Here is a 23,827-nt window from a genome sequence, read left to right on the forward strand (position 1 = left end):
TTAGAGCCCCAGGCTTTGCAGGAAAGAGCCGCCGCAGACTGCACACGCACTCTGCGGCGGCTTCGTTTTATTTGCGTGATTCACGCCTGGGCACCCTATTGAAATCTAGATGTGTCTTGGACAGTGGACTGAAATGCCCAAAGCCCGCCTTGTGCGGTTTTTTTTTTGGTGCCCTGGAAAAACGGGGCTGAACATGCATCGGACGCGATCTATTTCAATGACACGCGCACCCATTTGCAAGGGAGACACCGCACCCGACTCCGCAGAATGCCGTCAGCGTGAAAGCATCTTGTCGAGGAAATCCAGGCGCTGCTACCTGAACGCATTGGAGTCGAGATCTAGGACTTATCGGCTATAAAACCGTTGTCGCATACAATGCCAACGTATGCGCTGAGGATCAGGTGTTCTGAATGAATAAAGATAGCGTGGACTATGAACTGCTGAACGACATCGTCAAGTGTATTAAAGAAGTGTTTGAATTCAGCAAGGATGCATTTGAAACTCTCAGCCTGGCCACTGATATTAATCGTGAGCTGGGCATCGAAGGGGATGATGCCAATGAGCTGATGCCCGAGTTCTTTGAGCGTTTTTCCATAAATATAGATAACTATGATCCCTACAGGTATTTTGTACCTGAGGGATATGATTTTTTTTCCTTCAGGCGAAGCAAGGACAGGCGCGGCAAGATTCCTATAACTTTGGGTATGCTGTATTTGGCTGCTAAAACAAAAACCTGGGACACACAGGAATTAGAAAGCGTAGAGTTTAGCCCTGCTCCGCTTTATAACTGCACGTCTGAGATTCCTTTGGAAGGTTATAGGATCAGAAAAAAATAGAGCTTCTTACCCGCTAATTCTCGAGCATTTTTAGTTGCAAAAATCAATGTAGTGGGTGCGAGCTTCGGCTGCTCGATAAGATTCGCGCAATGGTGTGAAGTGAGTGCAGTCTAAACCAGCCCACCTTGTGTGATTAAACGGGCACCCAGGGTAATCAGGGAGACAGAACCGAGTGTCGCGAAGCCATCTGATGAACTAAAAAAGTAGCCCGCGATGACAGCTTGGGCCTGGGACTTGTATGTCCCAACAAGGCTTCACCGTTCAGGCCCATTGCCTCGCAAGCGGTTAAACCCCAACCCCCTCACCCCAACAACCCAGCACCTCCAACCATCCTCACCCCCCATTCCACCCGCTCCGGAATACCCTGAATCAACACCCCCCGATCCTCCCCCAACAGCGCTCTAAGCTGATGGGGAGCGAACACCAGATCAATGAATTGACGGGCCAGTGCGTCAGGGTCGGTGGGTTGGTCCGGGCCTGCCAATATCGCCGAACGTACTCTGGTGAAACCGCCTTCCCACCCGATGCGGTTGACCTCAGCCGCCAGCAGCGGGGTGCGGTTAGAGGTGGCGATCACCAGGCGCATCATGGCCAGGGTTTCGGCTTGCAGCGCATGTTCGAGGATGCCGTGGCCCACATGCCGCAGGCGGCCTTCGAGAGGGAGTGCGGGAGTGGTTTCGGCGGGCACCAGCAAGGTGGCTACGTGGCGTCGTACAACGGCTTCGAACAGCGCTTCTTTGTTGGCGTAACGGGCATAGAGGGTGGCTTTGCTGGCACCTGCCGCGCGGGCGATGTCTTCGCATGAGGTGCCTTCGAAACCACAGGCCAGAAAGCGCTGCAGCGCGGCATCCAGCAATCGACGCTCGGCCTCGCCCGCTTGGTCTTGCCTGGGCCTGCCACCTTTGGATTTGGTCTTGATCGCTGTCATGGCCGGCAACTTACAGCCCGCTTGTTTGTTCGTCAACTAAACGGTAACGTTCAGTTAAATAGAAGCAGGTAAACGCCGTTTCTACCTATTCATAACGACCAAGGAAGCGCTTTGTGAATCACGCGACTGCTTTACCCATCGTGGTTGCTGGCGCTACGGGAGATCTGGGCCACCGCGTCGTTCGGGCCTTGGCAGAGCGCGGTGCCCATGTCATAGCCCTGGTTCGACCGGGCACTGAACCAGCCAGGCTGAATGGCCTGCGCAACAGCACCACGACGATCACGCCTGTTTCACTGGATGACGCTCAGGGCCTGCGCCGTGCCATTGCCGGTTCGGGTTGTGTGGTGTCTACACTCAACGGCCTGGAAGAGGTGATCATCGGGCAGCAGGGCAGGCTGTTGGAGGCTGCGGTAGCCGCTGGCGTGCCCAGGTTTATTCCCTCTGATTATTCGCTCGACTACACCCGTACCCGGCCTGGCGATAACCGCAACCTGGACCTTCGGCGACGCTTCGTTACCCAGCTCGATGCGGCCGACATCAACGTGACCTCTATCCTCAACGGTGGTTTTCTGGAGCTGCTCGAAGGCGATGCGCCGATCGTGCTGCCTGGGCGCCGGGTGCTGCATTTTGGTGATGCACAACAGCCGCTGGACTTCACGGCCAAGGACGACGTAGCCGCCTTCACCGCCGATGCCGCGCTGGATTCTCACACGCCGCGCTTTCTGCGCATTGCCGGTAACAGTCTGTCGCCTGCGCAGATCGCCAGCCTCCTCACTGAGTTGACCGGGCAGCGCTACCGTACCCTGCGCCCCAGCAATATCGGCACGCTGTCCACGCTTATCGGCGTGGTGCGTGCGCTCACGCCTGCCAGCGACAAGCCGTTCCCGGCCTGGCAGGGCATGCAATACCTGTGCGACATGATGAGCGGGCGCGGCAAGCTGCTCAATCTGGATAACGACCGCTATGGTCAACGTGAATGGGCATCCGTGCGTGACACGCTGGCCCGTACCCATGTGCAAGGGAGCAACCAATGACCTACCTTATCGAGCCCTTTCCCCTTCAAATCCCCCAGGTGCAACTCGACGATCTGGCTCAGCGCCTGGCGCAAACCCGCTGGCCTGATCCTGAAACGGTCTCCGACAACAGTCAGGGACCACGGCTCGAGCGACTGCGCGCGCTGGTCGAGCGCTGGCGTAATGGCTATGACTGGCGGGCCACCGAAGCCCAGCTCAACCACTGGAACAGCAGCCGGGTCGAGATCGACGGGCTTGGTATTCACTTTCTGCACATTCGCTCGCCTCATCCTGACCCCTTGCCCTTGCTGATGACCCACGGTTGGCCGGGCTCGATTCTTGAGTTCAGGAAGATGATCGGGCCACTCACCGACCCTGTCGCCCATGGTGGGCAGGCCAGTGATGCGTTCCATTTGGTGATCCCGGCGCTACCGGGCTTTGGTTTCAGTGATAAGCCGCGTTCTACAGGCTGGGGCGTGGGCAAAACGGCGGCGGCCTGGGCGCAGTTGATGGAGCGTTTGGGCTATGGCCAGCGCTGGGCCGCTCAGGGTGGGGATTGGGGCGCGGCCGTGACCACCGCCCTTGGGCACATGCGCCCGCCTGGCCTGATCGGCATTCACCTGAACATGGTGATGTACCAAGCCACCGAGGCGGAAATCGCCCAGGCCACGCCTGAAGAACAGCGCATGTTGGCCGATGCGCAGCGCTACGACCGAGAGCTTTCCGGTTACATGAAAGTGCACAGCACCCGGCCGCAGTCAGTAGGCTTCGCCCTGTCGGATTCGCCCGTTGGCCTGGCGGCGTGGGTGTATGCGCTGTTTCAGGATGCCTCCGACAGCGGCGGCGAGCCTGAGCGGGTCATCGAGCTCGATGCGCTGATCGACGACATCATGCTGTACTGGCTGCCCAATGCCGGCCCCAGCTCGATCCGTTTCTATTGGGAAGGGATGCGCGAAATGCAACAGCAAGGCCCTGCCCCTGCGATGCCTATACCTGCGGGCGTGAGCATGTTTCCGGGCGAGCTGCTGCGCCTGTCACGGCGCTGGGCGCAGGCGCGTTTCGACGATCTGCGGTTCTTCACGGAAGCCGAGCACGGCGGCCACTTCGCGGCCATGGAAAACCCGAAAACGCTCACCGAGCATGTGCGTGAGACCTTCCGCCTGCTGCGTTGATACCTTTGCAGGCGTACTGAGTATCTCGGAGGTGGAGCGCCCCGCTACAACTGGAAAACAGCCACTCTCGGAGTTGGCGGATGCTCGGTCGTGAGCGCGCTGTGAGGCAATTTCAAAAAATTACCTCAAGCATGAACCCGACGAGTAAAGTACCGCCGCCCGAGATTTGGATCCGGGCGTTTTCCATGGAGTTTTATCGTGAAGTCAGTTAGTAAAGTTGTCGCCGCAGCAGTATGTGGTCTGGTTCTGGCAGGTTGCACCGGCACCCCTATGAAAACCCCGCAATACGACAGCAGCCAATACACCGTCGTAGGTCACAGTGAAGCAAGCGCCACCGGCCTGATGCTGTTCGGTCTGATCCCGATTCGTCAGAACGACCGTTTCGTTCGTGCGCAGAACAGCGCCATTCAGGCTAAGGGTGGCGATGCGCTGATCAATACCCAAGTGCAGGAGAAGTGGTTCTGGGCCTGGGTCCTGAACGGCTACACCACCACCGTTTCTGGTGATGTGATCAAGCTGAAGACCGCTAAATAAGCACTGCCCGTTTTCAGAAAGCCCGGTTCGCCGGGCTTTTCTGTTTCTGGCTATCGAGCGATGGAGTAAGCGCTGACATACATCGTTACCCACCGCCAAAAGGTTTAGCATTCAGCCCACCTTCGGATGTGAAGTTTTCTGCATGACGGCCTTCTACCTCAAGTTACTCATCACCCCCGCGCTCATGCTGGCCATCTCATTGGCGGCCAGGCGCTGGGGCACCGGCGTGGCAGGGCTGCTTTCCGGCCTGCCGATGACTTCGGCGCTGGTCATGCTGTTTCTCAGCCTCGAGCAAGGCACCGAATTCGCCTCGATGGCGGTGCCCGGCGCACTGGCCGGGCTGGCGGCGATTCAGGCGACGTACCTGTTTTATTTCCTGGTCACTCGACACGTTTCAGCGCTGACGGGATGCGTCCTGGCCCTGGCGGTGTATGGCGCAACGGCCTTTTTGATGAACCTGTCGGGCTTACTGGCGCTGTCGATCATGTTCACGCTGCTGATGGTTGCGCTGATCATCGTTGCCACCTCGAAACAGACACCGCCGGACGTAGCGTCATACGTTGCACTGCCGCGCTGGGTCATTCCGATGCGAATGCTGACGGCTACCCTTCTGCTGCTGGCGATTACCGCAAGCGCCACCTGGCTCGGGCCTGTGGTCAGTGGGCTGCTCGCGCCGATCCCGGTGATCGCCTGGCCGCTTGTAGTGTTCGTCCACGTGCAAGGCGGGCGTTATGAACTGGCGGCGATAATCCGTGGCAATGCCATTGGCGCGGTCGGGGTGGTGAGTTTCTACCTGACCCTCAGGTACTCCATCTTGCAATGGGGCGCGCTTCTGTCTATCGCGGCTGCCGTTTTGCTGGCGGTCGTGGTGACGGCTGGGTTGGCGCGGTTGTTGGCGAGGCGGTAGGGCTATAGTTGCCTCAAAGAAGTCAAAAAACACTTCAACCATGCTCCTCAAGGTGCCTTATGAGTTTGATACCCGAACTGAACAGCGAGGCTAACGTGCTGATATGCGGGGCCAGCCGAGGTATTGGCTTGGCACTGTGCGCGGCGTTGCTTGCTCGCGATGATGTGGCTCAGGTATGGGCGGTCGCGCGACAAGCCAGCAGCTCCAAAGAGCTGGCAACGCTTGCAGAGCAATATGGCCAACGCATCAAACGCGTCGACTGCGACGCGCGCAATGAACAATCCCTCGAAGCACTCGCGAGCGAGACGCTGGATGGATGTCATCATCTGCACCTTGTCATCAGTACGCTTGGCATCCTTCATCAGGACGGTGCGAAAGCAGAAAAGGGCCTGGCACAACTGACACTTGAGAGCCTGCAAGCGAGTTTCGCGACCAACACCTTTGCACCGATTCTGCTGCTCAAACACCTACTCCCGCTATTGCGCAAACAACCTTCTACCTTCGCGGCGCTCTCCGCGAGGGTTGGCTCTATTGGCGATAACCGACTGGGTGGTTGGTACAGCTACAGAGCCAGCAAAGCAGCGCTCAACCAGTTGCTGCACACGGCCAGTATCGAATTGAAACGCCTGAATCCGGCCTCTACTGTCCTGGCAATACACCCAGGCACGACTGACACGGAGCTGTCTCAGCCATTCCAGGCGAATGTGCCCGAAGGCCAACTGTTCGAACCGGCTTTCTCGGCGGATCGCATCATTGAGGTGGTGGGCGCGCATGGACCGGCCGACAGCGGGACCTTTTGGGACTGGGACGATAAGCCGATTGTCTGGTGACTTATTTCATTTGCGAAAGTGAGAGGGCTGTAAGTCTGGTCAGGCCCGTCTGACGGGCTGTTATCGCCCAAAGCATGCATTTTGGTCACAACCCCGTGAAACACGAAAACCAAGGTAAAGCAGCGTCACTGCTATGCCCTTTGTACTCTGTTTGTCCTCGAAATCATGCATACAAAAAGACGAGCGGATTGTGGCTGGAATAGACAGAACGTTGAGCATCCAGAGAAAGACATTGCCGGATTCAAACCGCAATAAGGCGGCGAAGGCAGTCGCTCGATTTCCCTGCCTCTGATCCGGAACCGCCACCGAAACGCCTTGCAGGCGTTTTGATAGCGCGCGCTCACATCAAAAAATAAAGATTGAATCCTCACAGAAAATGTTATTTAAATAACATAAATAAAGCCGCTGAGGCATCCGTCGGCGCTGGTGAGGTCAAAATAACAATGAGCAAGATTGCAGTCATCGGCAGCAACATGGTCGATCTGATCACTTACATCGAACGCATGCCTGCCCAGGGCGAAACGCTCGAAGCACCGCGTTTTGCCATGGGGTGCGGTGGCAAAGGCGCCAATCAGGCCGCCGCCGCTGCGCTGCTGGGTGCCGACGTGCTGATGCTCAGCAAGGTCGGCGACGATGCTTTCGCCGATACCACCTTGGCCAATTTTCAACGGTTGGGCATTGATACGCGCTTCGTTGAACGGGTGCCGGGCGTGTCGAGCGGCGTGGCGCCGATCTTCGTCCAGGAGAACTCCCATAACAGCATCCTCATCGTCAAAGGCGCCAATGCCCACCTGAGCCCGGCCGATATCGACCGCGCCGAGGCACAGCTGCGCGATTGCGCATTGATCGTGCTGCAACTGGAAGTCGAGCTGGCGACCGTTTACCACGCCATCGCCTTCGCTCACCGGCATGCCATCCCGGTGCTGCTCAATCCGGCGCCGGCCTTGGCCGGCCTGAGCCGCGAGCACCTGGCGCAGCTGGATTTCCTGATCCCCAACGAGAGCGAGCTGGCTCTGATCAGCGGTCAGCCGGTGACGTGCGCCGAGGAAGCGGCTCAGGCTGCCCGCCAATTGGTTGCGCTGGGCGTACGCCACGTCATCGTCACCCTGGGCGAACAAGGGGCGCTGTACGTCGGCGCCGAAGGCGAGTGGCAGGTGCCAGGGGTCAAGGTTCAGGCGCGTGACACCACCGGCGCCGGTGACGCCTTCATTGGCTGCTTCGCCCGGCACTGGAGCGAGGACGGCAATATTCGCCAGGCCATGCACCAGGCGGTGGCCTACTCGGCCTGCTCGGTCACCGGCCTCGGCACGCAATCTTCTTACCCCGATGCGCCCACGTTTGCGCGCTTCCTCGATGCATCGACCAACTGACACTCACCAGCATCTCGCGGAGAACAATAATGAATAAGCCTGCGCTGCAACAAACCCCGGACGGGTTCTACCTGAACCGTACGCCGTGGTTCGCCTTCATCCTGCTCTGCAGCATCTTCGCCCTGTGGGCGGCGGCCGCGAGCATGAACGATGTACTCATCGCGCACTTCAAGAAGGCCTTCCTGCTCAGCGACTTCCAGACCGCTTTCGTCCAGTCGGCGTTCTATCTGGGCTACTTTTTCGTCGCCATTCCGGCCGCACTGGTGGTGCGCCGCTTCAGCTACAAGACCACCATCCTCATCGGCCTGATGCTGTACCTGTTCGGCTGCGCCCTGTTCTTTCCAGCGGCGTCGACCGCCAAGTACGGCATGTTCCTGATGGCACTGTTCGTCATCGCCGCCGGCCTGTCGTTTCTCGAGACCGCGTGCAACACCTATTCGACACTGATGGGGCCGCGGGAAACCGGCACACGGCGCCTGAACATCTCGCAGACCTTCCACCCGTTCGGCGCTATGACCGGTGTGTACGTCGGCAGCTTCGTGATGTTCAAGGACACCGACGCCACGCGCGAACAGTTGGCCCAGATGAGCGCCAGTGAGGCGGCGGCGCAGCAATTGCAAATGATCCAGTCGACCCTGCTGCCGTACAAATGGATGATCGCGGTACTCATATTGATGTTCATTCTGATCGCCATCACCCGCTTCCCGGCGTGCAAGGGCAACGGCACCGTCAGCGAACCGCGGGCGAGCATCGGCCAGAGCCTCGGCCGCCTGCGGCGCAATCCGCGCTTCTGCTTCGGTGTACTGGCGCAGTTTCTCTACGTTGGCGCGCAGGTCGGGGTGTGGAGCTTCACCATTCGCCTGGCCATGCAAATGGGCGGGATGAACGAGCGCAGTGCCTCGTGGTTCCTGCTGACCACCTTTGCCGCCTATTTTATCGGCAAGATGATCGCCAACCTGCTGATGCGCAAAATGCACCCGGCCAAAGTTCTCGCGGTGTATGGCGTGCTGTGCATCGCGCTGCTGGCCTACACCATCCTGGTGCCGAACATCACCGCGGTGTATGCCGCCGTGGGGGTCAGTGTGTTTCTCGGGCCTTGCTGGCCGACCATCTATGGTCTGACCATTGACGGGCTCGGCGAGGACACCGGTGTCGGCGGCTCGTTGCTGGTGATGAGCATTGTTGGCGGTGGCGTGATGCCGATCTTCCAGGGTCTGCTCAGCGATGCCAATGGCGGCAACATGCAGATTGCCTACAGCGTGCCGCTGCTGTGCTTCGTGGCCATCGTGATGTACGCAGTGTATTGCATGCGTCAGCCGCAACCGGTGCTGGGTGGCTCGGCCACGGCGGTGGCGCAATGAGTAGCGAAGCGTTACGCCTGCCGCTCTACCCTCAGCTCTGGGACCAGACCAGCCGGCTGCTGCTCGAATCCGCGAATTTCAGCGTGCGTGCCTGGACCTACCCCAGCGGGGTCAAGGCGCTGTCACTGGAAAACAGTCGCGGCAAGCTGGTGATCCTGCCCTGGCAGGGGCAAATGATCTGGTCGGCCGAATTCGACGGCGTTGATTTGACCATGCTCAATATGTTCGCCCAGCCGCGGCCCAGTGCCAGCGTGATCGGCACCTACGGCTGTTTCATGTTTCACAGCGGCCTGCTGCGCAACGGTTGCCCGGGGCCCGAGGATGATCATGCGCTGCACGGCGAAATGCCCTGCGCGCCGATGGACGATGCCTGGCTACAGGCAGGCGAAGACGAGCACGGCGCTTATCTGCGCCTCGGCGGCACTTACGAATACGTGCAGGGTTTCGGCGACCATTACCGGGCCAGCCCGAGCGTGACCCTGCGCCCGGCCAGCGGGCTGTTCGAGATCGGCATGCAGGTGGTCAATCTGGCCGGTAAGGCCATGGACCTGATGTACATGGCGCACATGAACTACGCCTACGTCGACGGCGCGCGCCTCACCCAGCCCCTGGGCTGCGAGCGCACACGGGTACGCGCCAGCGTGCCGGCCCATGTGCGGCCGACCCCAGCCTGGAACGCCTATATCGCCGAGCTCAGCCAGGACCCGCCCCGCCTTGAGGTGCTCGACTCGCCCGCGCTGTATGACCCGGAGATCGTCTGCTTCTTCGATGACGTGCGCAGCGACGCTCAGGGACAGGCGCATTTCTTCCTCGAACATCCCGACGGCGCGGCGTTCTACACCCGCTACAGCCCGCGGCAATTTGAACATGCCGCGCGCTGGATCCTGCATAACACCGATCAGCAGGTGGCGGCCTTCATCTTGCCGGCCACCTGCGAACCGGAGGGCTACCGCGCCGAACTCGCCAAAGGCAACGTGCGCAGCCTCGCGCCCGGTGCCAGCGCCGAGTTCAGCGTGACCACCGGTTACCTGAACGCACCCGAACGCCGGGCGCTGCAACCGTGATGCATCTAGAGCACCAGCTGCGCGCCGCCGGCCTCGATGGCCTCGCGGTAGCTACGCGGGATTTTCTTGTCGCTGACCACGCAATGGAAATCGCTCAAGGCACCGAAGTGCGCAGTGCGTACGGCGTCGAATTTGGAGTGATCGGCCAGCAGCAGGCTTTGCCGGGCCTGGCGCATGACTTTCTGCTTGACCTCCACCTCGTGGAAATTGAAGCAGGTGACACCGCAGTCCAGGCTGACCCCGGCCGCCGAGACAAACGCCCAGGTCAGGCGCACGCCATCGAGGATGCTGGTTTCGGCATGGCTCTCGAACACCTGGTTCTTGCGGTGGAAGATGCCACCGCACAAGACGATGCTGCAGTTGGGTTTCTGCTGCAGCTTGAGCAGCACGTTGAGCGAGTTGCACACCGCGGTGAACTCCAGCTCGTCGGGGATGAAGTCGACCACGAAGGGGATCGTCGTACCGCAGTCGAAAAACACGGTGTCGCCGGGCCGGATGAAAGTGGCGGCCAGCTTGCCGATGCGGCGCTTCTCCTCGACATGGCGGGTGCCCTGCTCGCTGACCCGGTAGTCCCCCGGCTCAGGATCATCGTGGGCGCGAGTGATGTAGCCACCCAGCAGCCGTAATTGCTCGGGGTGCCGGCTGAGGTCGCGGCGCAAGGTCATTTCGGACACCTCAAGCAGCGCCGCCATCTCCCGCAGATGGATGGCTTTCTGATCTTGCAGGGCCTGTTGAATCTGTTTGATGCGGTCGGTTTTCTTGACGTCCATGGGCATCTCGGCAATCCGTTAGTGGTGTCGCTAGAGTAACACCAAGTGTTAATTTTTTAACTTATGGGTATCCACCCAAGTGTTTTTACTGATGACAGGAATCCCTTGATGAATTCGCTAGAACCCGCTGCACTGGCCCAGGCCATCGATCACACCTTGTTGGCGGCAGACGCCAGCCGAGAGCAGATTGCCACACTTTGCCTCGAAGCCCGGGAACACGGCTTCTACTCGGTGTGCGTGAACTCCAGCCAGGTGCCTTTTGCCGCTCGACAACTGGCCGGGTCTGCCGTGAAGGTCTGTGCGGTGGTCGGCTTTCCGCTGGGCGCCGGGCTGAGTGCCAGCAAGGCGTCGGAAGCAGCCCTGACGATCGCCGCTGGCGCTCAGGAAATCGACATGGTGCTGAACATCGGCTGGCTCAAGGACGGCCTGTTCGACGAGGTCCGCGACGATATCGCTGCGGTGCTGCAGGCCTGTGGCAGCGTGCCGCTCAAGGTGATCCTGGAGACCTGCCTGCTCGATGAGGCGCAGAAGGTGCGCGCCTGCGAGATCTGCCGCGACTTGGGCGTGGCATTCGTCAAGACCTCCACCGGCTTCAGCCGCAGTGGCGCGACGCTTGAGGATGTGGCGCTGATGCGCCGTGTGGTAGGCCCTGACATCGGCGTCAAGGCGTCTGGCGGGGTGCGTGACGTGGCCACGGCCAGAGCCATGATCGAAGCTGGCGCAACACGCCTGGGCACCAGTTCCGGGATTGCGATCGTGACAGGCGCGGGTGCGGGGGCGGGCTATTGAGTCTGCGGGCTTTGACCTCAAAGCCCGCTGCACTTAGCTCAGATCGATCACACCGGTCATGGCCGTGAAATGGCTTTGCTTGTGCTGAACCCTGTCGAGAACCTGCGCAGGGGTCGACTCGCGGAAGACCACCATGTGCCCGACATCCTTGCCGCCCTCGGTCACGCGTTCGATATCGTTGATCATCCAGGTGGTCAGTTCTTCGGCAGTAATGCCCAGTTCGGCCGCTACGCGCTGGTGAAGGCGCTCGGCGTCGTATTGATTGAGTTGATCGCTGTTCATGGGGCTGGCTCCTTAAAGGGGTGTTAAGTTCAGTCCCCGCGAGGGCTCCACAGTTCAGTCGGGTTTGAGCGGGCTGCGAACGTCCAGTCGCCCGACAGGATCAGCTCAGGTCACCCCTCTCGGCCCGGGCAACAAGCTCATCCACGACACGTCTTACCTTCGGCTGCAGGTGCCGCGTCTGAGGCCAGACTGCGTGGATGGCCACGTCATCCGGGTGGTATTTCTCCAGGACGGGAACCAGCCTGCCATCCTTTAGATGATCGCGGATCAAAGAGCCGGGCATCTGACAGATCCCCTGACCGGCCGCAGCCATGGCAATGATCGCATCCCCGTCGCCGACCTCATGGGTACCCGGTGGAGTGATCCGCGCGAGCTCGCCGCTTTCATCCAGGACCGTCCAGCTTACCCGCTGGCCTCTACGATAGTTGACGATACAGCGGTGCTGCTGAAGGTCTTCGGGAGACTCCGGGTAGCCGTGCTTTTGAATATAACGAGGCGCAGCGCAGATGATCTGCTTCTGTACAGCCAGGCGCCTCGCGACCAGGCCGCTTGTGTCTTTGAGCGCCCCGAATCGAATACTGAGATCGACACCCTCTTCAATCAGATCGATCACGCTATCGTTAAACGTCACCGTCAACTTGAGGCCGGGATTGGCTTCAAGGATATCCAGTAACACCGGAAGAACGACGCTACGTCCATAGGCGGCGGGCAGATCGATTCGCAGGCGCCCGCCAGGCGTCTTCTGGTTGCTCGTCAGAAATGCTTCAGCAGCGAGAACTTCATCCACGGCTAATGAGCAGCTTGCGAAGTAAGCCTCTCCGTCAACGGTGAGCCCCAAGCTGCGAGTGGATCGATGAAAAAGTTTGCAACCCAGCCTTTCTTCCAGCTTGGCGATGCTCTTGCCCACTGCTGATTTGGTTATGCCCAGCCGGTCGGCGGCTGAAGTAAAGCTTCCGGCTCTTGCCGCTGTAACGAAAATAACAACTCCGCTCAAAGCCTGTTCAACCTGAGGCATTATCAACTCCAGCTCTACTCTGTTAGGACTGATTACGGGTTTATCGTAGCAAAGCTCTACCTTAGTCTGGTTACCAAGTTATTCAGAACAGATTGAGAGGCAGAAAAAGCAATGACCCATCAACACGTAGAACTTCTCGCAGCCTACTGGACTATTGCCGGTGACGTTTACCCGATGGGCCCTACAGAAGTGAGCCCTTTTTCCTTCAGAGATCGTATGGAGGCGGCGGGCCAGGCTGGCTTCAAGGGTATCGGCTTGGTGCACAACGGCATGATGGCGACGCTGGATGAGATCGGTTACCCGGCGATGAAAACCATCCTGAAGCAGAACGGTATCGAGCATATTGAACTGGAATTCCTGGTGGACTGGTACCACTCAGGCGAGCGTCGACGCCAGTCAGACAAAGTTCGCCGAGAACTACTCGAAGCAGCTGAAGCCTTGGGCGTTCGCTCAATCAAAATCGGCCCTGGGATAGGAGAAGACCTGACGGACATTGATCTCATGGTCAAGGAGTTCACTTTGCTCTGTCAGGAAGCTGCCGCGGTCGGTTCCAATATAGTCCTGGAAATCATGCCGTTCAGTAACGTGCGCACCATCGACACTGCCTTGGCGATTGTGGAAGGCGCTGATCAGCCCAATGGAGGTCTGCTACTCGATATCTGGCACCTGCAACGTGGCGGTATCGACTTCAGTGAAATCGCCCGAATCCCGGCCCGGTTCATAAAGTCGGTCGAGCTGAACGATGCGCACAAGTACCCCATCGAGCCGCTGTGGATGGACACCATTCATAAACGTGTCCTGCCGGGCGATGGGACCTTCGACATCCCGGCTTTTATCAACGCGGTTCAAGCTGCAGGTTATGAGGGCCCGTGGGGGTTGGAAGTGCTGTCAGACACCCACCGCAAGCTTCCCCTTGAGGCCATGGCCAATCGAGCGTTTGAAAGCACTATGTGCCTGTTCAGTCAGTGATAGGCGCGACGTCCCAGTCTTCGTCGCCTCACTTCGATCATCAACCATGGAGCACGTCATGAGCCATCTCCAGATAATTTGCCTTGCCGCTTTCTTGTCGGCAGGTCTCTCAGGGTGTTTTGACACATCGAATAAAGATCAGGGCACTACACAAAATCCCGACAACGGTTCTTCTATCCAGATGAAGAAGCACTGATTGCGCGAATCCAGGAATCTTTGGCCACTCACGCAGCCTTTGCCATGGGCAAGTAGCTCGATTACGGTTGGAGTGATGCCTGAGCCCAGCCGTATTCTTCCTCAACACTAACGGCTGCCGCGTAACGGCGTACTTCAAACCCGCCGCTTATTGCACCTTCGTCGGATAAGGCCCACTGCTATCACGAGACCGCATTGCTGGCGTCACACCACAGCTGGTGGGCACCGACGGCAGTGAAACGCTCAGAGCCGGCGCTGGCCGCGGCACAGTCGAAGCGGGTGCGGGCAATGATCGGTTATTCGGCGGCGCAGGCGGGGACACCCTGAGCGGCGGCGCGGGTGCCGACACCTTCGTGTATACCCAGCTCAGCGACAGCTACCGCAACGATGCCAGTGGCAGCTACAGCCCACCGACTTCAATGGCAACGGTCATGACATGATCAACGTGTCCGCACTGGGCTTCACCGGGCTGGGTAACGGCTACGACGGTACGCTGAAGGTGGTTCTCAACCTCGCCGGCGATGCCTCCGCACTTAAATCATTAGAAGCCGATGCCAACGGTAACCGCTTTGAAATTCTGCTCAGTGGCAACCATGCCAATGAGCTCAACGCCAGCACTGAGGGCAACGCCGTTGACCTCGTGAACTGACAGCGCCTGAACCGCTCGCCTCACCTTTAGTTGCCTGCTTTCGTGCCAGACACGAAAGCCCACTGAAACCTGGAACAGGCGCTCCCATTTCGGCTGATGCAACACGCCAACGTAAATAACTGACTGCAAAACACCTCAAAACGTTGCGCAGTCGCCAAAATTGTAAATAAAACTAACTAATTCTTGGCAATACAAACCTTTTAACCCAGACTTTGCGGGTGTTCAATCGCTGGCTGGTGGTCTGAAAGCTACTCGATATAAGGAAATAAAATGGCGATGGTCTTCTGTCGTGGCTGCGCAAAGGAAATACATGAAACGGCACTCAACTGCCCGCAATGTGGCGCCAGTCAGGTCTCTGCAACTCCCGCGAAACAGCTACAACAAACTGGCTCTCCGTGGATGGCTATCGTCTCTCTGGTGCTGGGCATCCTCTGCTCGCTGGCGCTGTTCGACGATGGTGAATGGGATCTGGATACCGTCGTCGGGCTCGGCATGTGCTCGATAGCCGGACTGGTTCTGGGCGTCATCAGCATCAACAAAAAGTTGCCGGGAAACGGAATAGCGATAGCAGGCACTGTCTTGTCAGCAGTATCGCTGCTGATATTTTTTGGATTAATAGCTAACTGATTTAGGGAAGAATGAGATGGTATTTTGTCGTGGTTGTGCAAAGGAAATCAGTGATGACGCTGGTACGTGTCCGCACTGCGGGGCTCCGCAGTTGGTTATTTCGCCAGCCAGTGCGAGCACCGATAACCCGCCTGCGTGGAGCTGGTATACAGAAGTTCTGAAAAAATACGCGGTGTTCACGGGCAGGGCACGCAGAAAAGAATACTGGATGTTCTTTCTGTTCAACATCTTGATCTCGATTGTCCTCGGCTTTATCGGTGGGTTGATCGGGGATGGCGGCATTATCGCTAACCTTTACTCCCTGGCCGTGTTGGTCCCAGGTATCGCGGTGGGTGTTCGCAGGTTGCACGACACGGATCGCAGTGGCTGGTGGCTGCTGGTACCGATTGCCAACCTTGTGTTCCTGATTCAGGAAGGTCATCCAGGACCGAACCGTTTTGGGCCAAGTCCTAAATAAAGCCAGTGTGAAGATGTGGTCGTTCGGCCACGTCTTCACAGGCTTTTCGCTGCCGCGCAGCGAATAGACGGAACCACTGTTTACTGCGTCAGCAAATAGGCCAATCAAAACCTCCCTCGAGCTTGCAACGCGGATAGACCAAAATCGCTGTTGATTCTGCGCTCGTGAAATCGCATTTTCTGAAAATAACCGGAAGCCCCGGCAATCCGGCTTATCGTGTCACTACAGCGTATTAGAAGGCAACGCGCCTCTGAGGAAAATAGGCTGAACTTGTAACGGGTATGATCTCTCTCAATAACTACGCACACCTGATTATGAGGAAAACACCATGTCCAAACTCGCAGAATTCCGCCAGCTGGAAAAACATCTCGCCGAGCAACTCCAGGCATTGGAAGCAATGAAAGGCGACCAAGGGCTCAAGAAGGAGATCGAGTTCGAAACCAAGCTGCGCAAGCTACTTGAGCAATATGGTTTCAGCCTGAAGCACATCATCAATCTGCTGGACCCACAGAGCTCTTCCCGTGGCCAGACCGTTGAAAAACCTGCGGGCAAACGCAAACCGCGTGAACTCAAGGTTTATAAGAACCCGAAAACCGGTGAAGTGATCGAGACCAAGGGTGGGAATCACAAGATTCTGAAGGAGTGGAAAGCGGAGCATGGTTCCGATGTTGTCGAGGGTTGGCTAAAGAAGTAAAGCCTTGCCTGTCGATTGATTCAGGGCGTCGACTCTTCACCGTTGGCGCTGTTGAACAGCCGACGCCGGGAACGATCCGCGGCGGCTGTTCGTCTGACCTGTATCGACTCACTGAAAAGGTACAGCGCAATGGACAAGACGATCACTGTGGACCAACTGGCTTCCACTGACCTCAGATCAGTCAACGAAATATGGCTCGGCGGTACTCATACCGAGCTATGTCTGTGGCGTGGCAAACAAGTCCCTACCCACGACATGCTCAGCGAGGGCACCCACGATCAGAACGCCCGGCGCCTGTGCCTGCAACTGGTCGACCCCGACGATAAGGCTGCAGTAGCCAACGTCGAAGCACTCGTTCGCGATAGATTGGAAAGAATGGGGAGCCAGGGCGAGTTTTATCCGGCTGAGAATGCGGACACTCACCAGTAATCACTTTGATTACACGCGATTCCTTAGGCCCTTAGGCTGCCTTGCCAGACTGTAGCTTTGTGACGCAGAGCGTCACGAGCTGCATGCCAACGCGGAGCATTGGCACGATGGTCATCTGCAATTGCAGAGTTGCTCCGCCCGCAAACGCTATCCCTTCAAAAACCTTCCCAAGTCCTCAATCAAACTTGGGCCCTTGGGCTGCCATCCCAAGCGCTCGCGTGTCTTGTGATTCAGGCTGCTCATGTCCTTGGCCACAAATGTCGACAGCCAGCCAAAGTGTGCGGCGGCTTCATGGGCGGGCATTGCCAACGTGGGCAGGCCGAGATGTTCTCCGACGGTTTCGGCAATCAGGCGGAAAGTAATGCCTGATTCGGCCGTCGCGTGATAACGAGCCCCAGGCTGATGTTTCTCCAGAGCCAGACGATACAGGCGCGCCGTGTCTTCAAGATGCGCTGCAGACCACTGATTGAGGCCTTGGTCGATATAGGCCGAGCAGCCTTTTTCCTGCGCCTGTTTGATGACTTCGCTGACCAAGCCTTGTTTGGCCGGGTTATGAATCTGCGAGAGTCGCATCACGACTATGTTGACGCCGCGTTGCAACAGCGCCTGCCCGGCGAGTTCCGATGCGACGCGAGGGTTGGGGTGCGCCGGGTCGAAATGATCTTCGTCTGCGGACTGCCCAGGTGCTGACGAGCCCATCGCCGTGCTGGAGGTGATAACCAGTGGTCGCTCGGAGCCTGCCAGTGCAGAACCCAATGCGTCGATGACGCGAGCGTCTTTCTGGCAGTTGGCGACGAAGTGCGCGAAGTTGTGATCAAACGCCGTGTGAATCACCGCGTCGCACTGCTCTACGCCACGCTGAAGGCCGGACAGGTCTTCGATATCACCGCGATGCGGTTCGGCTCCCATGGCAAGCAGAGCTTGAGCCCCCTCTTGCGAACGTGTCAGACCTACTACCTGATGGCCTGCGTTGATCAGTTCCCCAGTGACGCGAGTGCCAATAAAGCCTGTGGCGCCGGTTATAAATACGCGCATAGTCAAATCTCTCTTTGCTGAAGTCGGCAGAGTGCGCGTAACGTTTATCCCGTAAAAGACGTGACGTTATCAGGGTATAAAAACCAACAGGATCATCATGGCCAACCCGCTTGGAACGTATTTGAAGGACTGTCGGGCGCGTCTGGACCCTGCGAGTCTGGGGCTTTCCACCACGCGTCGACGCACGCCAGGCTTGCGTCGTGAAGAAGTTGCCCAGCGCGCCAATATCAGCGCGACGTGGTACACGTGGCTGGAACAAGGGCGCGGTGGCGCGCCTTCTGCTCAGGTTCTGGACCGGATCGCGCAAAGTCTCCTGATGACCGAGCCCGAGCGGCAACACCTGTTCATGCTCGCTTTTGGTCACCTGCCCGAAGTGGTCTACAGCGCGCCCGAAGGCGTATCGCCGCGCTTGCAGCGCATTCTGGATACGCTCGCGTTCAGCCCTGCTTTTATCAAGACTGCCACTTGGGATGTTCTGGCCTGGAACAACGCTGCGGCAGCTGTATTTACTGACTACAGCCTGCTGCCCGTAGAGCAGCGCAACATCCTGCGCCTGATGTTTTGCAACGCTGGCACGCGTGCAAAGCAGGACGACTGGCAGGCCGTCGCGCGCTTTATCGTCGCCGCATTCAGAGCCGACGCGACCCGTGCCGGTGCTGCCTCGGAACTCCGCGAACTTGCTGACGAACTCTGCACGCTCAGCGCCGATTTTGCTGCGTTGTGGCGCGACAACGATGTGCGTTCACAGGGCGAAGGCACCAAGCGCCTGCGGCATCCGGTTCATGGGCTGATTGAACTGGAGTATTCGGGGTTCGCAGTGGATGGCCGGCCCGATCTGTCGATGATTGTTTATAACCCGGTCACCGAGGATGACGCGGCGCGGGTTCAGGCGCTGGTGGAGGGTTACATACAGCGTTAATGCGGCTTTAGAACCATCAGGCTTTTCTGCTACCAGATCGCCCTCCCGCCCGAAAGATCGAACCGCCATTCCATCACGTACTCGAAAGTGTGTGACCTCAAAAAACCAACCCTTTCCCGCCATTTGGCAACGCCGTATTGAAGCCCCCCGGTACCGCCGAACAGGTATCGACTCACAACGCTCCGGACCTCGCCAGATGGTCAATCCGCATTCAAAAAGAGTAACCCTATGAGACCCCAGACTTCCTTCATCTTCGACCTGGACGGCACGCTGACCGACAGCGTTTATCAAAACGTCGCCGCCTGGAAAGAAGCGCTGGATGCAGAAAAGATCCCGCTTGCGATGTGGCGTATTCACCGCAAGATCGGCATGAGCGGCGGGCTGATGTTGAAATCACTGTCGCGTGAAACCGGCTTGAACATCAGCGAAGAACAAGCCGAACGGCTCAGCGAGAAACATGCTCAGGCTTACGAGCGGCTGCAAGGACAGATCATCGCCTTGCCCGGCGCCGTCGAGTTGCTGGAGACGCTCGACAAGGAAAACCTCAAGTGGTGCATCGCCACCAGCGGCGGGATCGATACGGCGACGATCAACCTCAAAGCGCTGAAACTGGACATCAACAAGATCAACATCGTTACGCGCGATGACGTGAGCTACGGCAAGCCTGACCCCGACCTGTTCCTGGCGGCTGCAAAGAAGATAAACGCTCCGATCGACGAGTGTCTGGTGATCGGCGATGCGATCTGGGACATGCTGGCGGCGCGTCGCTGTAAGGCAACCGGCGTCGGCCTGCTGTCGGGTGGCTACGACATTGGCGAACTTGAGCGTGCTGGCGCGTTGAGGGTGTATGAAGACCCGCTGGATCTGCTGAATCATCTGGACGAGATTGCTTCGCGGCCTTGAATGATGCCGGGTAGGTAAATGAAGTAATTACTTACCTACACGCTCCCGATTATCAGGTTCATCATGGCTGCCTTAACGCGATGCCGCCGTCATTGACCGTGGCGTTGTCAGCCCATAATGTACGGACATGCGCCGCAGCCTGCGGTGCGCGTCATCGCCAAGGAGAAGGCAATGCCCGTCAGCCTGCATATGGATCAGCTCGCTACAGCCCTTTTTGATATTCCTAATCCGCCATGAGCCAACCCGCGTTTGTTAATCCCAGCATCCTCACGTGGTCCCGCGAGCGTGCAGGCTTGTCTGCCGCACAGGTCGCCAGAAAGCTTCCGGTGAAACCTGAGCGGGTCGTGGAATGGGAAGCGGGTGAGGCGAAACCGACTTTTCTTCAGGCGCAAAAGTGGGCGAGCGTCGCGCACGTTCCATTTGGCTTCCTTTTCCTTCTGCAACCGCCTGTTGAGCTGCTCCCGCTGCCAGACCTTCGCACGGTCGGCAACTTGGCCCCCCTGCGGCCAAGTCTGGAGCTTCTGGATACTATGAAAGATGCCATTCGAAAGCAGGACTGGTATCTGGAGTATCTCCACAACCATGAGCAAAAGCCGCTTTCGTTCGTAGGCCGCTTTGACAGCCGATCGGCTGTGAAGGCGGTTGTGGACGATATTCGCCGGACCCTCGACGTCGATCCAGAAAAATCCCGTCTCGATCATGACAGGTACAGCCGTGCTTTGATCGATGCCGCAGAAGCGGCCGGTGTGCTTGTGATGCGCAGCGGTATTGCGCTGGGCAATACCCATCGCAAACTGGAAGTCAGCGAGTTTCGGGGCTTCGCCATCAGCAATCCGCTGGCACCTTTGGTATTTATCAACAGCTCTGATGCTCCAACGGCTCGCTTGTTCACATTGATGCATGAGCTTGCACATATCTGGATTGGCAGCAGTGGTGTCTCTGACGCAGGCACTGCCAACGGCCGAGAGGACGAGCGTTTCTGCAATGCGGTAGCCGGAGAGTTTCTTGTTCCCGAAGCACTTTTTCGTACCCTGTGGGATACCGCTGTGGAATGGGAAAGCAATCTAGCCCAGCTTGCTACGCGATTCCACGTCAGCAAACTCGTTATAGGTCGCCGAGCCCTCGACCTGGGCTTTGTAACGCAAGAGCAGTACGGAACGTATTACCAAAGGGTACTGAAAGCATTTCAGGAGGAGAAAGGCGGTGCCGGTAATTACTACCGGAATGCAACTGCCAAAAACAGCACCCGTCTTAGCAGAGCCGTCCTGATCGAGGCCATGAGTGGACGAATGCTGTTGCGTGAAGCAGGCAACTTGCTCGGCATACAGCCTGCCAAGTTGAGAACGCTGGCGCAGACAGTAACGCTGTGAAGTATTTTCTCGACTCCAATACGCTGATTGAAGCCAAGAACCGTTACTACGGCATGAGAATATGCCCGGCATACTGGCAATGGTTGTTGCTTCAAAATCAGGCTTTTTCTTTAGCGAGCATAGAGCCTGTCAAAGATGAACTCACCAAAGGCCATGATGAACTGGCCGTGTGGACGATCGATAATTCGAGCTTCTTTTGGGGCGTTTCGGATGAAGATACCCAAACCGCTTTTGTGAAGGTTGTAACGTTAGTCGCTCAAGCCCAGGGTATGAAGACAGGGGCAATGGAAGAGTTTTTAAGGGGCGCTGATCCATGGCTGATCGCCAAAGCTCTGACCTCTGGAGCTACTGTCGTTACCCATGAAGTACGCAATATGGATGCAAGGCGGAAATTCATCATCCCCAACCTCTGTGAACAGCTCAACGTCCCTTACATGAACACGTTTGAGCTGTTACACCACCTCAGCGCCATATTTGTGCTCCCTCAGCCCGGCAGAGTGCCGCCGCCCTCATCCGAGACGCTGTCGGCGTCGTCCACTTCCAGCTCACCTTCATCGTAAGTCTCGTCGTGTTCCGTACGCTTCTTCACCTCGTCGCCTTTTTTCGGGCCGACACCGGGTCTGTTCGCGTTCATGGCGAGGACCGGGTCTGCTTCGCGGTCGTACTGGCCGAGTTGCGGGCTGGCGGGGTCTTCTTTGGGCACGCTGTCTGTGAGTATGTGATCGGTTGTCATGTCAGCCACCTTTTTCGTTTGCCAAAGAAAGTGGACGTGGCATCGGGCTGAGGGTTCGATTCAATCGATGAGCGTGGCTGCGCTCAGCCGCCAAACGATGCGTAGTGCAAGGGCAGGCCGGTGGTGAATTTGATCTGTTCCATGGCGAAGCTGGAGCTCACGTCGCTGATGCCGGGGATGCTGATCAGTTGCTTGTACACCTCGTCGTACCCTGCGATGTCGGCCACCACGATGCGCAGCATGTAGTCGGTGTCGCCTGCCATGCGGTAGCACTCGACCACTTCAGGCAGCTCGCCGACGGCGGCGTGAAACTGTTCGAGCCAGGCGGCGTTGTGCTGGTTGGTGCGGATGGCGGCGAAGACGCTGACTGACACGTTCAGCCGTTGCGGATTGAGCAGCGCGACCCGGCGGTCGATGATGCCGGCCTCTTCCAGCTTTTGGATACGTCGCCAGCACGCGGTACTGCCCAGGCCGATACGCTCGGCGATGTCCGCCACCGAACGGGTGCAGTCGGTTTGCAGGATGTCGAGGATTGCCCGGTCGAACTTGTCCATTAGCGGTTTCCTGCGTTAGTCGCTCTACACTGATCGTGAGGAACGATGGGTGTCTGGCTGCGATTCTGCGTCTGAAGCAGTATCCTAGAATTTTTAATCGTATAAATCCAAGTGAAAGCGAATAATTTTTCGCATTGGTTGTCCATGCCCGTGCAAATATCAATAATTTTTCGCGCGCGGATCAGTAATCTTTCAAGCAGTCGGTCTGGTTATGCCAGCCCTTGATTTTGACTCGATTACAAAGCGAATTGCCCATGACCACTTCTGCGCTCTATCTGGATTACGCCGCCACCACACCTGTCGATGAGCAGGTCATCGAAGCCATGGTTGCCTGCATGGGGCGCGAAGGTCATTTCGGTAATCCGGCTTCCAGCGGGCACGGTTATGGGCAGGTGGCGCGGCAGGCCGTTGAACAGGCACGCGCGCAGGTGGCCGATGCGGTGGGTGCGCCTGTCGATACCATTGTCTGGACCTCCGGCGCTACCGAGTCCAACAACCTGGCGATCAAGGGCATCGCCCAGGATGCCAGCGCGCAACGCCGCCACATCATCACCAGCGTCCTGGAACACAAGGCCGTGCTCGACACCGTCAGCACGCTGGAGCGTCAGGGTTTTCCCGTCACCTGGCTGAAACCGGACGCCCAAGGCCTGATCCAGCCTCACGCGGTACAGGCTGCCTTGCGCGAAGACACGCTGCTGGTGTCGCTGATGCTGGTGAACAATGAGCTGGGTACACTGACCGATATCGCCAGCATCGGCGCCTTGGTGCGCGAGCACGGTGCGCTGTTTCATGTGGACGCTGCGCAGGGCGTCGGCAAGGTGAAGGTCGATCTGTCGAGTCTGGCCGTCGACCTGATGTCGTTCTCGGCGCACAAGGCCTACGGCCCCAAGGGCATTGGCGCCCTGTACGTGGGCCCGCGTGCGCATTCACTGTTGAAAGCGCAGATCCACGGCGGCGGACATGAAGGCGGCTTTCGTTCGGGCACGTTGGCCACCCATCAGATCGTCGGCATGGGGACAGCCTTTGCCTTGGCGATCAGCCAGGCCGAAACCGAAAACCGTCGTATCGAAGCGCTGAGTCGTCACCTGCGCGAAGGCCTGTTGAGTCTGCCGGATGTGCAACTCAATGGCTGTCCGCAACAACGCATACCGCACACCCTGAACCTGTGCATCACCCGCAGCGGCTTCACCAGCGCCCAGTTGTCCCACAGCCTGGCGTTGTCCTCGACGTCCGCGTGCAATTCGGCCAGCAATGCACCCTCGCATGTGCTGCTTGCTCTGGGCATGGACTCCGCCAAGGCCCTGGCCAGCGTGCGCGTCAGCCTTGGCCGCTACACCACGCAGGCAGATGTCGAACGCGCCATTGAGGTGTTCAGCAAGGCGCTCAGCGCACCTGCTGCGTTCTGGTAACTCACGACACCTA

General features: G+C 58.2%; 27 protein-coding genes and 1 pseudogene. 21 read left to right on the forward strand and 7 right to left on the reverse strand.

All coding sequences use genetic code 11. The features are described 5' to 3' along the window. Nucleotides 1-410 precede the first annotated feature (410 nt). Entirely contained in the window at nucleotides 411-836 is a 426-nt protein-coding gene (locus JOE39_RS20155; protein ID WP_210078360.1) for a DUF1493 family protein, read from the forward strand. 301 nt (nucleotides 837-1,137) lie between these two features. Here the strand turns inward: JOE39_RS20155 and JOE39_RS20160 are convergent, their stop codons facing one another. Beyond that, nucleotides 1,138-1,764 (reverse strand): TetR/AcrR family transcriptional regulator, encoded by a 627-nt coding sequence (locus tag JOE39_RS20160; protein WP_210078358.1) that lies wholly within the window; start codon nucleotides 1,762-1,764, stop codon nucleotides 1,138-1,140. Nucleotides 1,765-1,877: 113 nt separating this feature from the next. Here JOE39_RS20160 and JOE39_RS20165 point away from each other — a divergent pair, with 113 nt between their 5' ends. The 8 genes from JOE39_RS20165 to JOE39_RS20200 all read left to right on the forward strand — a co-directional run bounded on the left by JOE39_RS20165 (nucleotide 1,878) and on the right by JOE39_RS20200 (nucleotide 10,015). Further along, entirely contained in the window at nucleotides 1,878-2,798 is a 921-nt protein-coding gene (locus JOE39_RS20165; RefSeq protein WP_210078357.1) for an NmrA family NAD(P)-binding protein, read from the forward strand. Continuing rightward, the gene (locus tag JOE39_RS20170) at nucleotides 2,795-3,949 is read left to right on the forward strand and encodes an epoxide hydrolase (RefSeq protein ID WP_210078355.1); all 1,155 of its coding nucleotides are present in this window, start codon (nucleotides 2,795-2,797) and stop codon (nucleotides 3,947-3,949) included. Before JOE39_RS20165 ends, JOE39_RS20170 begins: the two co-directional genes overlap by 4 nt. Nucleotides 3,950-4,147: 198 nt before the next feature. Continuing rightward, a complete protein-coding gene (locus JOE39_RS20175; RefSeq protein ID WP_016566852.1) occupies nucleotides 4,148-4,483 on the forward strand; it encodes a hypothetical protein in 336 nt (111 codons plus the stop codon). Between the two features lie 142 nt (nucleotides 4,484-4,625). Beyond that, the gene (locus JOE39_RS20180; protein ID WP_210078353.1) at nucleotides 4,626-5,390 is read left to right on the forward strand and encodes a hypothetical protein; all 765 of its coding nucleotides are present in this window, start codon (nucleotides 4,626-4,628) and stop codon (nucleotides 5,388-5,390) included. Nucleotides 5,391-5,449: 59 nt separating this feature from the next. Beyond that, on the forward strand, nucleotides 5,450-6,220 hold the full coding sequence (locus tag JOE39_RS20185) for an SDR family NAD(P)-dependent oxidoreductase (RefSeq protein WP_057407509.1): 771 nt from the start codon (nucleotides 5,450-5,452) through the stop codon (nucleotides 6,218-6,220). Between the two features lie 443 nt (nucleotides 6,221-6,663). Then, a complete protein-coding gene (gene rbsK / locus JOE39_RS20190) occupies nucleotides 6,664-7,590 on the forward strand; it encodes a ribokinase (RefSeq protein WP_063313230.1) in 927 nt (308 codons plus the stop codon). A 29-nt stretch (nucleotides 7,591-7,619) separates the two neighbouring features. Continuing rightward, entirely contained in the window at nucleotides 7,620-8,951 is a 1,332-nt protein-coding gene (gene fucP / locus JOE39_RS20195; RefSeq protein WP_003437258.1) for an L-fucose:H+ symporter permease, read from the forward strand. Further along, the gene (locus JOE39_RS20200; protein WP_210078351.1) at nucleotides 8,948-10,015 is read left to right on the forward strand and encodes an aldose 1-epimerase family protein; all 1,068 of its coding nucleotides are present in this window, start codon (nucleotides 8,948-8,950) and stop codon (nucleotides 10,013-10,015) included. The genes fucP and JOE39_RS20200 overlap by 4 nt, the downstream gene beginning before the upstream one ends. Nucleotides 10,016-10,020: 5 nt before the next feature. Here JOE39_RS20200 and deoR read toward each other — a convergent pair whose 3' ends face one another. Continuing rightward, nucleotides 10,021-10,791 carry a DNA-binding transcriptional repressor DeoR gene (gene deoR / locus JOE39_RS20205; protein WP_003425726.1) on the reverse strand — a complete coding sequence of 257 codons (771 nt, stop codon included), beginning with the start codon at nucleotides 10,789-10,791 and terminating at the stop codon, nucleotides 10,021-10,023. A gap of 102 nt (nucleotides 10,792-10,893) precedes the next feature. Between deoR and deoC the strand changes: the two genes are divergently transcribed. After that, nucleotides 10,894-11,574, forward strand: coding sequence for a deoxyribose-phosphate aldolase (deoC, locus tag JOE39_RS20210; RefSeq protein ID WP_024692686.1), 681 nt, complete (start codon nucleotides 10,894-10,896; stop codon nucleotides 11,572-11,574). 33 nt (nucleotides 11,575-11,607) lie between these two features. Here deoC and JOE39_RS20215 read toward each other — a convergent pair whose 3' ends face one another. Then, nucleotides 11,608-11,856, reverse strand: coding sequence for a hypothetical protein (locus tag JOE39_RS20215; protein ID WP_003318146.1), 249 nt, complete (start codon nucleotides 11,854-11,856; stop codon nucleotides 11,608-11,610). 100 nt (nucleotides 11,857-11,956) lie between these two features. Further along, entirely contained in the window at nucleotides 11,957-12,871 is a 915-nt protein-coding gene (locus tag JOE39_RS20220) for a LysR family transcriptional regulator (protein ID WP_003425731.1), read from the reverse strand. 111 nt (nucleotides 12,872-12,982) lie between these two features. On the opposite strand from JOE39_RS20220, the gene JOE39_RS20225 reads away from it, so the two are divergent. The 6 genes and pseudogenes from JOE39_RS20225 (at nucleotide 12,983) to JOE39_RS20250 (ending at nucleotide 16,891) form a co-directional block, all read left to right on the forward strand. Further along, the gene (locus JOE39_RS20225; RefSeq protein WP_096113003.1) at nucleotides 12,983-13,840 is read left to right on the forward strand and encodes a sugar phosphate isomerase/epimerase family protein; all 858 of its coding nucleotides are present in this window, start codon (nucleotides 12,983-12,985) and stop codon (nucleotides 13,838-13,840) included. A gap of 407 nt (nucleotides 13,841-14,247) precedes the next feature. Continuing rightward, a pseudogene (locus JOE39_RS26585) lies at nucleotides 14,248-14,654 on the forward strand (calcium-binding protein); the annotation flags it as partial. Nucleotides 14,655-14,954: 300 nt separating this feature from the next. After that, nucleotides 14,955-15,311, forward strand: a complete 357-nt coding sequence (locus tag JOE39_RS20235; protein ID WP_003318145.1) for a DUF4190 domain-containing protein — start codon at nucleotides 14,955-14,957, stop codon at nucleotides 15,309-15,311. Nucleotides 15,312-15,327: 16 nt separating this feature from the next. After that, the gene (locus tag JOE39_RS20240) at nucleotides 15,328-15,768 is read left to right on the forward strand and encodes a DUF805 domain-containing protein (protein ID WP_003437268.1); all 441 of its coding nucleotides are present in this window, start codon (nucleotides 15,328-15,330) and stop codon (nucleotides 15,766-15,768) included. 328 nt (nucleotides 15,769-16,096) lie between these two features. Then, a complete protein-coding gene (locus JOE39_RS20245) occupies nucleotides 16,097-16,462 on the forward strand; it encodes a histone-like nucleoid-structuring protein, MvaT/MvaU family (RefSeq protein ID WP_003318143.1) in 366 nt (121 codons plus the stop codon). Between the two features lie 129 nt (nucleotides 16,463-16,591). Beyond that, entirely contained in the window at nucleotides 16,592-16,891 is a 300-nt protein-coding gene (locus tag JOE39_RS20250) for a hypothetical protein (RefSeq protein ID WP_004403637.1), read from the forward strand. Nucleotides 16,892-17,038: 147 nt separating this feature from the next. On the opposite strand, the gene JOE39_RS20255 is transcribed toward JOE39_RS20250, so the two are convergent. Beyond that, on the reverse strand, nucleotides 17,039-17,926 hold the full coding sequence (locus JOE39_RS20255; RefSeq protein ID WP_010408188.1) for an SDR family oxidoreductase: 888 nt from the start codon (nucleotides 17,924-17,926) through the stop codon (nucleotides 17,039-17,041). A gap of 97 nt (nucleotides 17,927-18,023) precedes the next feature. Here JOE39_RS20255 and JOE39_RS20260 point away from each other — a divergent pair, with 97 nt between their 5' ends. The 4 genes from JOE39_RS20260 (at nucleotide 18,024) to JOE39_RS20275 (ending at nucleotide 21,678) form a co-directional block, all read left to right on the forward strand. Then, nucleotides 18,024-18,845, forward strand: coding sequence for a helix-turn-helix transcriptional regulator (locus JOE39_RS20260; protein ID WP_010408189.1), 822 nt, complete (start codon nucleotides 18,024-18,026; stop codon nucleotides 18,843-18,845). A gap of 228 nt (nucleotides 18,846-19,073) precedes the next feature. Next, nucleotides 19,074-19,748, forward strand: a complete 675-nt coding sequence (locus tag JOE39_RS20265) for an HAD family hydrolase (RefSeq protein WP_003437275.1) — start codon at nucleotides 19,074-19,076, stop codon at nucleotides 19,746-19,748. Between the two features lie 233 nt (nucleotides 19,749-19,981). Then, entirely contained in the window at nucleotides 19,982-21,118 is a 1,137-nt protein-coding gene (locus JOE39_RS20270) for an XRE family transcriptional regulator (RefSeq protein ID WP_209995202.1), read from the forward strand. Beyond that, nucleotides 21,115-21,678, forward strand: a complete 564-nt coding sequence (locus JOE39_RS20275) for a DUF4411 family protein (protein ID WP_080341364.1) — start codon at nucleotides 21,115-21,117, stop codon at nucleotides 21,676-21,678. The genes JOE39_RS20270 and JOE39_RS20275 overlap by 4 nt, the downstream gene beginning before the upstream one ends. Here the strand turns inward: JOE39_RS20275 and JOE39_RS20280 are convergent. Next, nucleotides 21,603-21,851 (reverse strand): hypothetical protein, encoded by a 249-nt coding sequence (locus JOE39_RS20280; RefSeq protein WP_003339994.1) that lies wholly within the window; start codon nucleotides 21,849-21,851, stop codon nucleotides 21,603-21,605. The two genes, JOE39_RS20275 and JOE39_RS20280, sit on opposite strands and share 76 nt — an antisense overlap. 83 nt (nucleotides 21,852-21,934) lie before the next feature. Then, complete coding sequence (locus tag JOE39_RS20285) at nucleotides 21,935-22,405, reverse strand: Lrp/AsnC family transcriptional regulator (protein ID WP_003339996.1); 471 nt, start codon at nucleotides 22,403-22,405, stop codon at nucleotides 21,935-21,937. A 254-nt stretch (nucleotides 22,406-22,659) separates the two neighbouring features. On the opposite strand from JOE39_RS20285, the gene JOE39_RS20290 reads away from it, so the two are divergent. Continuing rightward, nucleotides 22,660-23,814 carry an aminotransferase class V-fold PLP-dependent enzyme gene (locus JOE39_RS20290; protein WP_046266607.1) on the forward strand — a complete coding sequence of 385 codons (1,155 nt, stop codon included), beginning with the start codon at nucleotides 22,660-22,662 and terminating at the stop codon, nucleotides 23,812-23,814. Nucleotides 23,815-23,827 lie beyond the last annotated feature (13 nt).

Origin of the sequence: Pseudomonas sp. PvP100 (assembly GCF_017833055.1) — a bacterium.
GTDB classification, from domain to species: Bacteria; Pseudomonadota; Gammaproteobacteria; order Pseudomonadales; family Pseudomonadaceae; genus Aquipseudomonas; species Aquipseudomonas syringae.

What these genes read in the sequence shown, in the direction of transcription:
- JOE39_RS20155 (WP_210078360.1), top strand. Translation starts at nt 411, where the DNA reads ATGAATAAAGATAGCGTGGACTATGAACTGCTGAACGACATCGTCAAG.
- JOE39_RS20160 (WP_210078358.1), bottom strand. Translation starts at nt 1,764, where the DNA reads ATGACAGCGATCAAGACCAAATCCAAAGGTGGCAGGCCCAGGCAAGAC.
- JOE39_RS20170 (WP_210078355.1), top strand. Translation starts at nt 2,795, where the DNA reads ATGACCTACCTTATCGAGCCCTTTCCCCTTCAAATCCCCCAGGTGCAA.
- JOE39_RS20180 (WP_210078353.1), top strand. Translation starts at nt 4,626, where the DNA reads ATGACGGCCTTCTACCTCAAGTTACTCATCACCCCCGCGCTCATGCTG.
- JOE39_RS20185 (WP_057407509.1), top strand. Translation starts at nt 5,450, where the DNA reads ATGAGTTTGATACCCGAACTGAACAGCGAGGCTAACGTGCTGATATGC.
- rbsK (WP_063313230.1), top strand. Translation starts at nt 6,664, where the DNA reads ATGAGCAAGATTGCAGTCATCGGCAGCAACATGGTCGATCTGATCACT.
- fucP (WP_003437258.1), top strand. Translation starts at nt 7,620, where the DNA reads ATGAATAAGCCTGCGCTGCAACAAACCCCGGACGGGTTCTACCTGAAC.
- JOE39_RS20200 (WP_210078351.1), top strand. Translation starts at nt 8,948, where the DNA reads ATGAGTAGCGAAGCGTTACGCCTGCCGCTCTACCCTCAGCTCTGGGAC.
- deoR (WP_003425726.1), bottom strand. Translation starts at nt 10,791, where the DNA reads ATGCCCATGGACGTCAAGAAAACCGACCGCATCAAACAGATTCAACAG.
- deoC (WP_024692686.1), top strand. Translation starts at nt 10,894, where the DNA reads ATGAATTCGCTAGAACCCGCTGCACTGGCCCAGGCCATCGATCACACC.
- JOE39_RS20215 (WP_003318146.1), bottom strand. Translation starts at nt 11,856, where the DNA reads ATGAACAGCGATCAACTCAATCAATACGACGCCGAGCGCCTTCACCAG.
- JOE39_RS20220 (WP_003425731.1), bottom strand. Translation starts at nt 12,871, where the DNA reads ATGCCTCAGGTTGAACAGGCTTTGAGCGGAGTTGTTATTTTCGTTACA.
- JOE39_RS20225 (WP_096113003.1), top strand. Translation starts at nt 12,983, where the DNA reads ATGACCCATCAACACGTAGAACTTCTCGCAGCCTACTGGACTATTGCC.
- JOE39_RS20235 (WP_003318145.1), top strand. Translation starts at nt 14,955, where the DNA reads ATGGCGATGGTCTTCTGTCGTGGCTGCGCAAAGGAAATACATGAAACG.
- JOE39_RS20240 (WP_003437268.1), top strand. Translation starts at nt 15,328, where the DNA reads ATGGTATTTTGTCGTGGTTGTGCAAAGGAAATCAGTGATGACGCTGGT.
- JOE39_RS20245 (WP_003318143.1), top strand. Translation starts at nt 16,097, where the DNA reads ATGTCCAAACTCGCAGAATTCCGCCAGCTGGAAAAACATCTCGCCGAG.
- JOE39_RS20250 (WP_004403637.1), top strand. Translation starts at nt 16,592, where the DNA reads ATGGACAAGACGATCACTGTGGACCAACTGGCTTCCACTGACCTCAGA.
- JOE39_RS20255 (WP_010408188.1), bottom strand. Translation starts at nt 17,926, where the DNA reads ATGCGCGTATTTATAACCGGCGCCACAGGCTTTATTGGCACTCGCGTC.
- JOE39_RS20260 (WP_010408189.1), top strand. Translation starts at nt 18,024, where the DNA reads ATGGCCAACCCGCTTGGAACGTATTTGAAGGACTGTCGGGCGCGTCTG.
- JOE39_RS20265 (WP_003437275.1), top strand. Translation starts at nt 19,074, where the DNA reads ATGAGACCCCAGACTTCCTTCATCTTCGACCTGGACGGCACGCTGACC.
- JOE39_RS20270 (WP_209995202.1), top strand. Translation starts at nt 19,982, where the DNA reads ATGAGCCAACCCGCGTTTGTTAATCCCAGCATCCTCACGTGGTCCCGC.
- JOE39_RS20280 (WP_003339994.1), bottom strand. Translation starts at nt 21,851, where the DNA reads ATGACAACCGATCACATACTCACAGACAGCGTGCCCAAAGAAGACCCC.
- JOE39_RS20285 (WP_003339996.1), bottom strand. Translation starts at nt 22,405, where the DNA reads ATGGACAAGTTCGACCGGGCAATCCTCGACATCCTGCAAACCGACTGC.
- JOE39_RS20290 (WP_046266607.1), top strand. Translation starts at nt 22,660, where the DNA reads ATGACCACTTCTGCGCTCTATCTGGATTACGCCGCCACCACACCTGTC.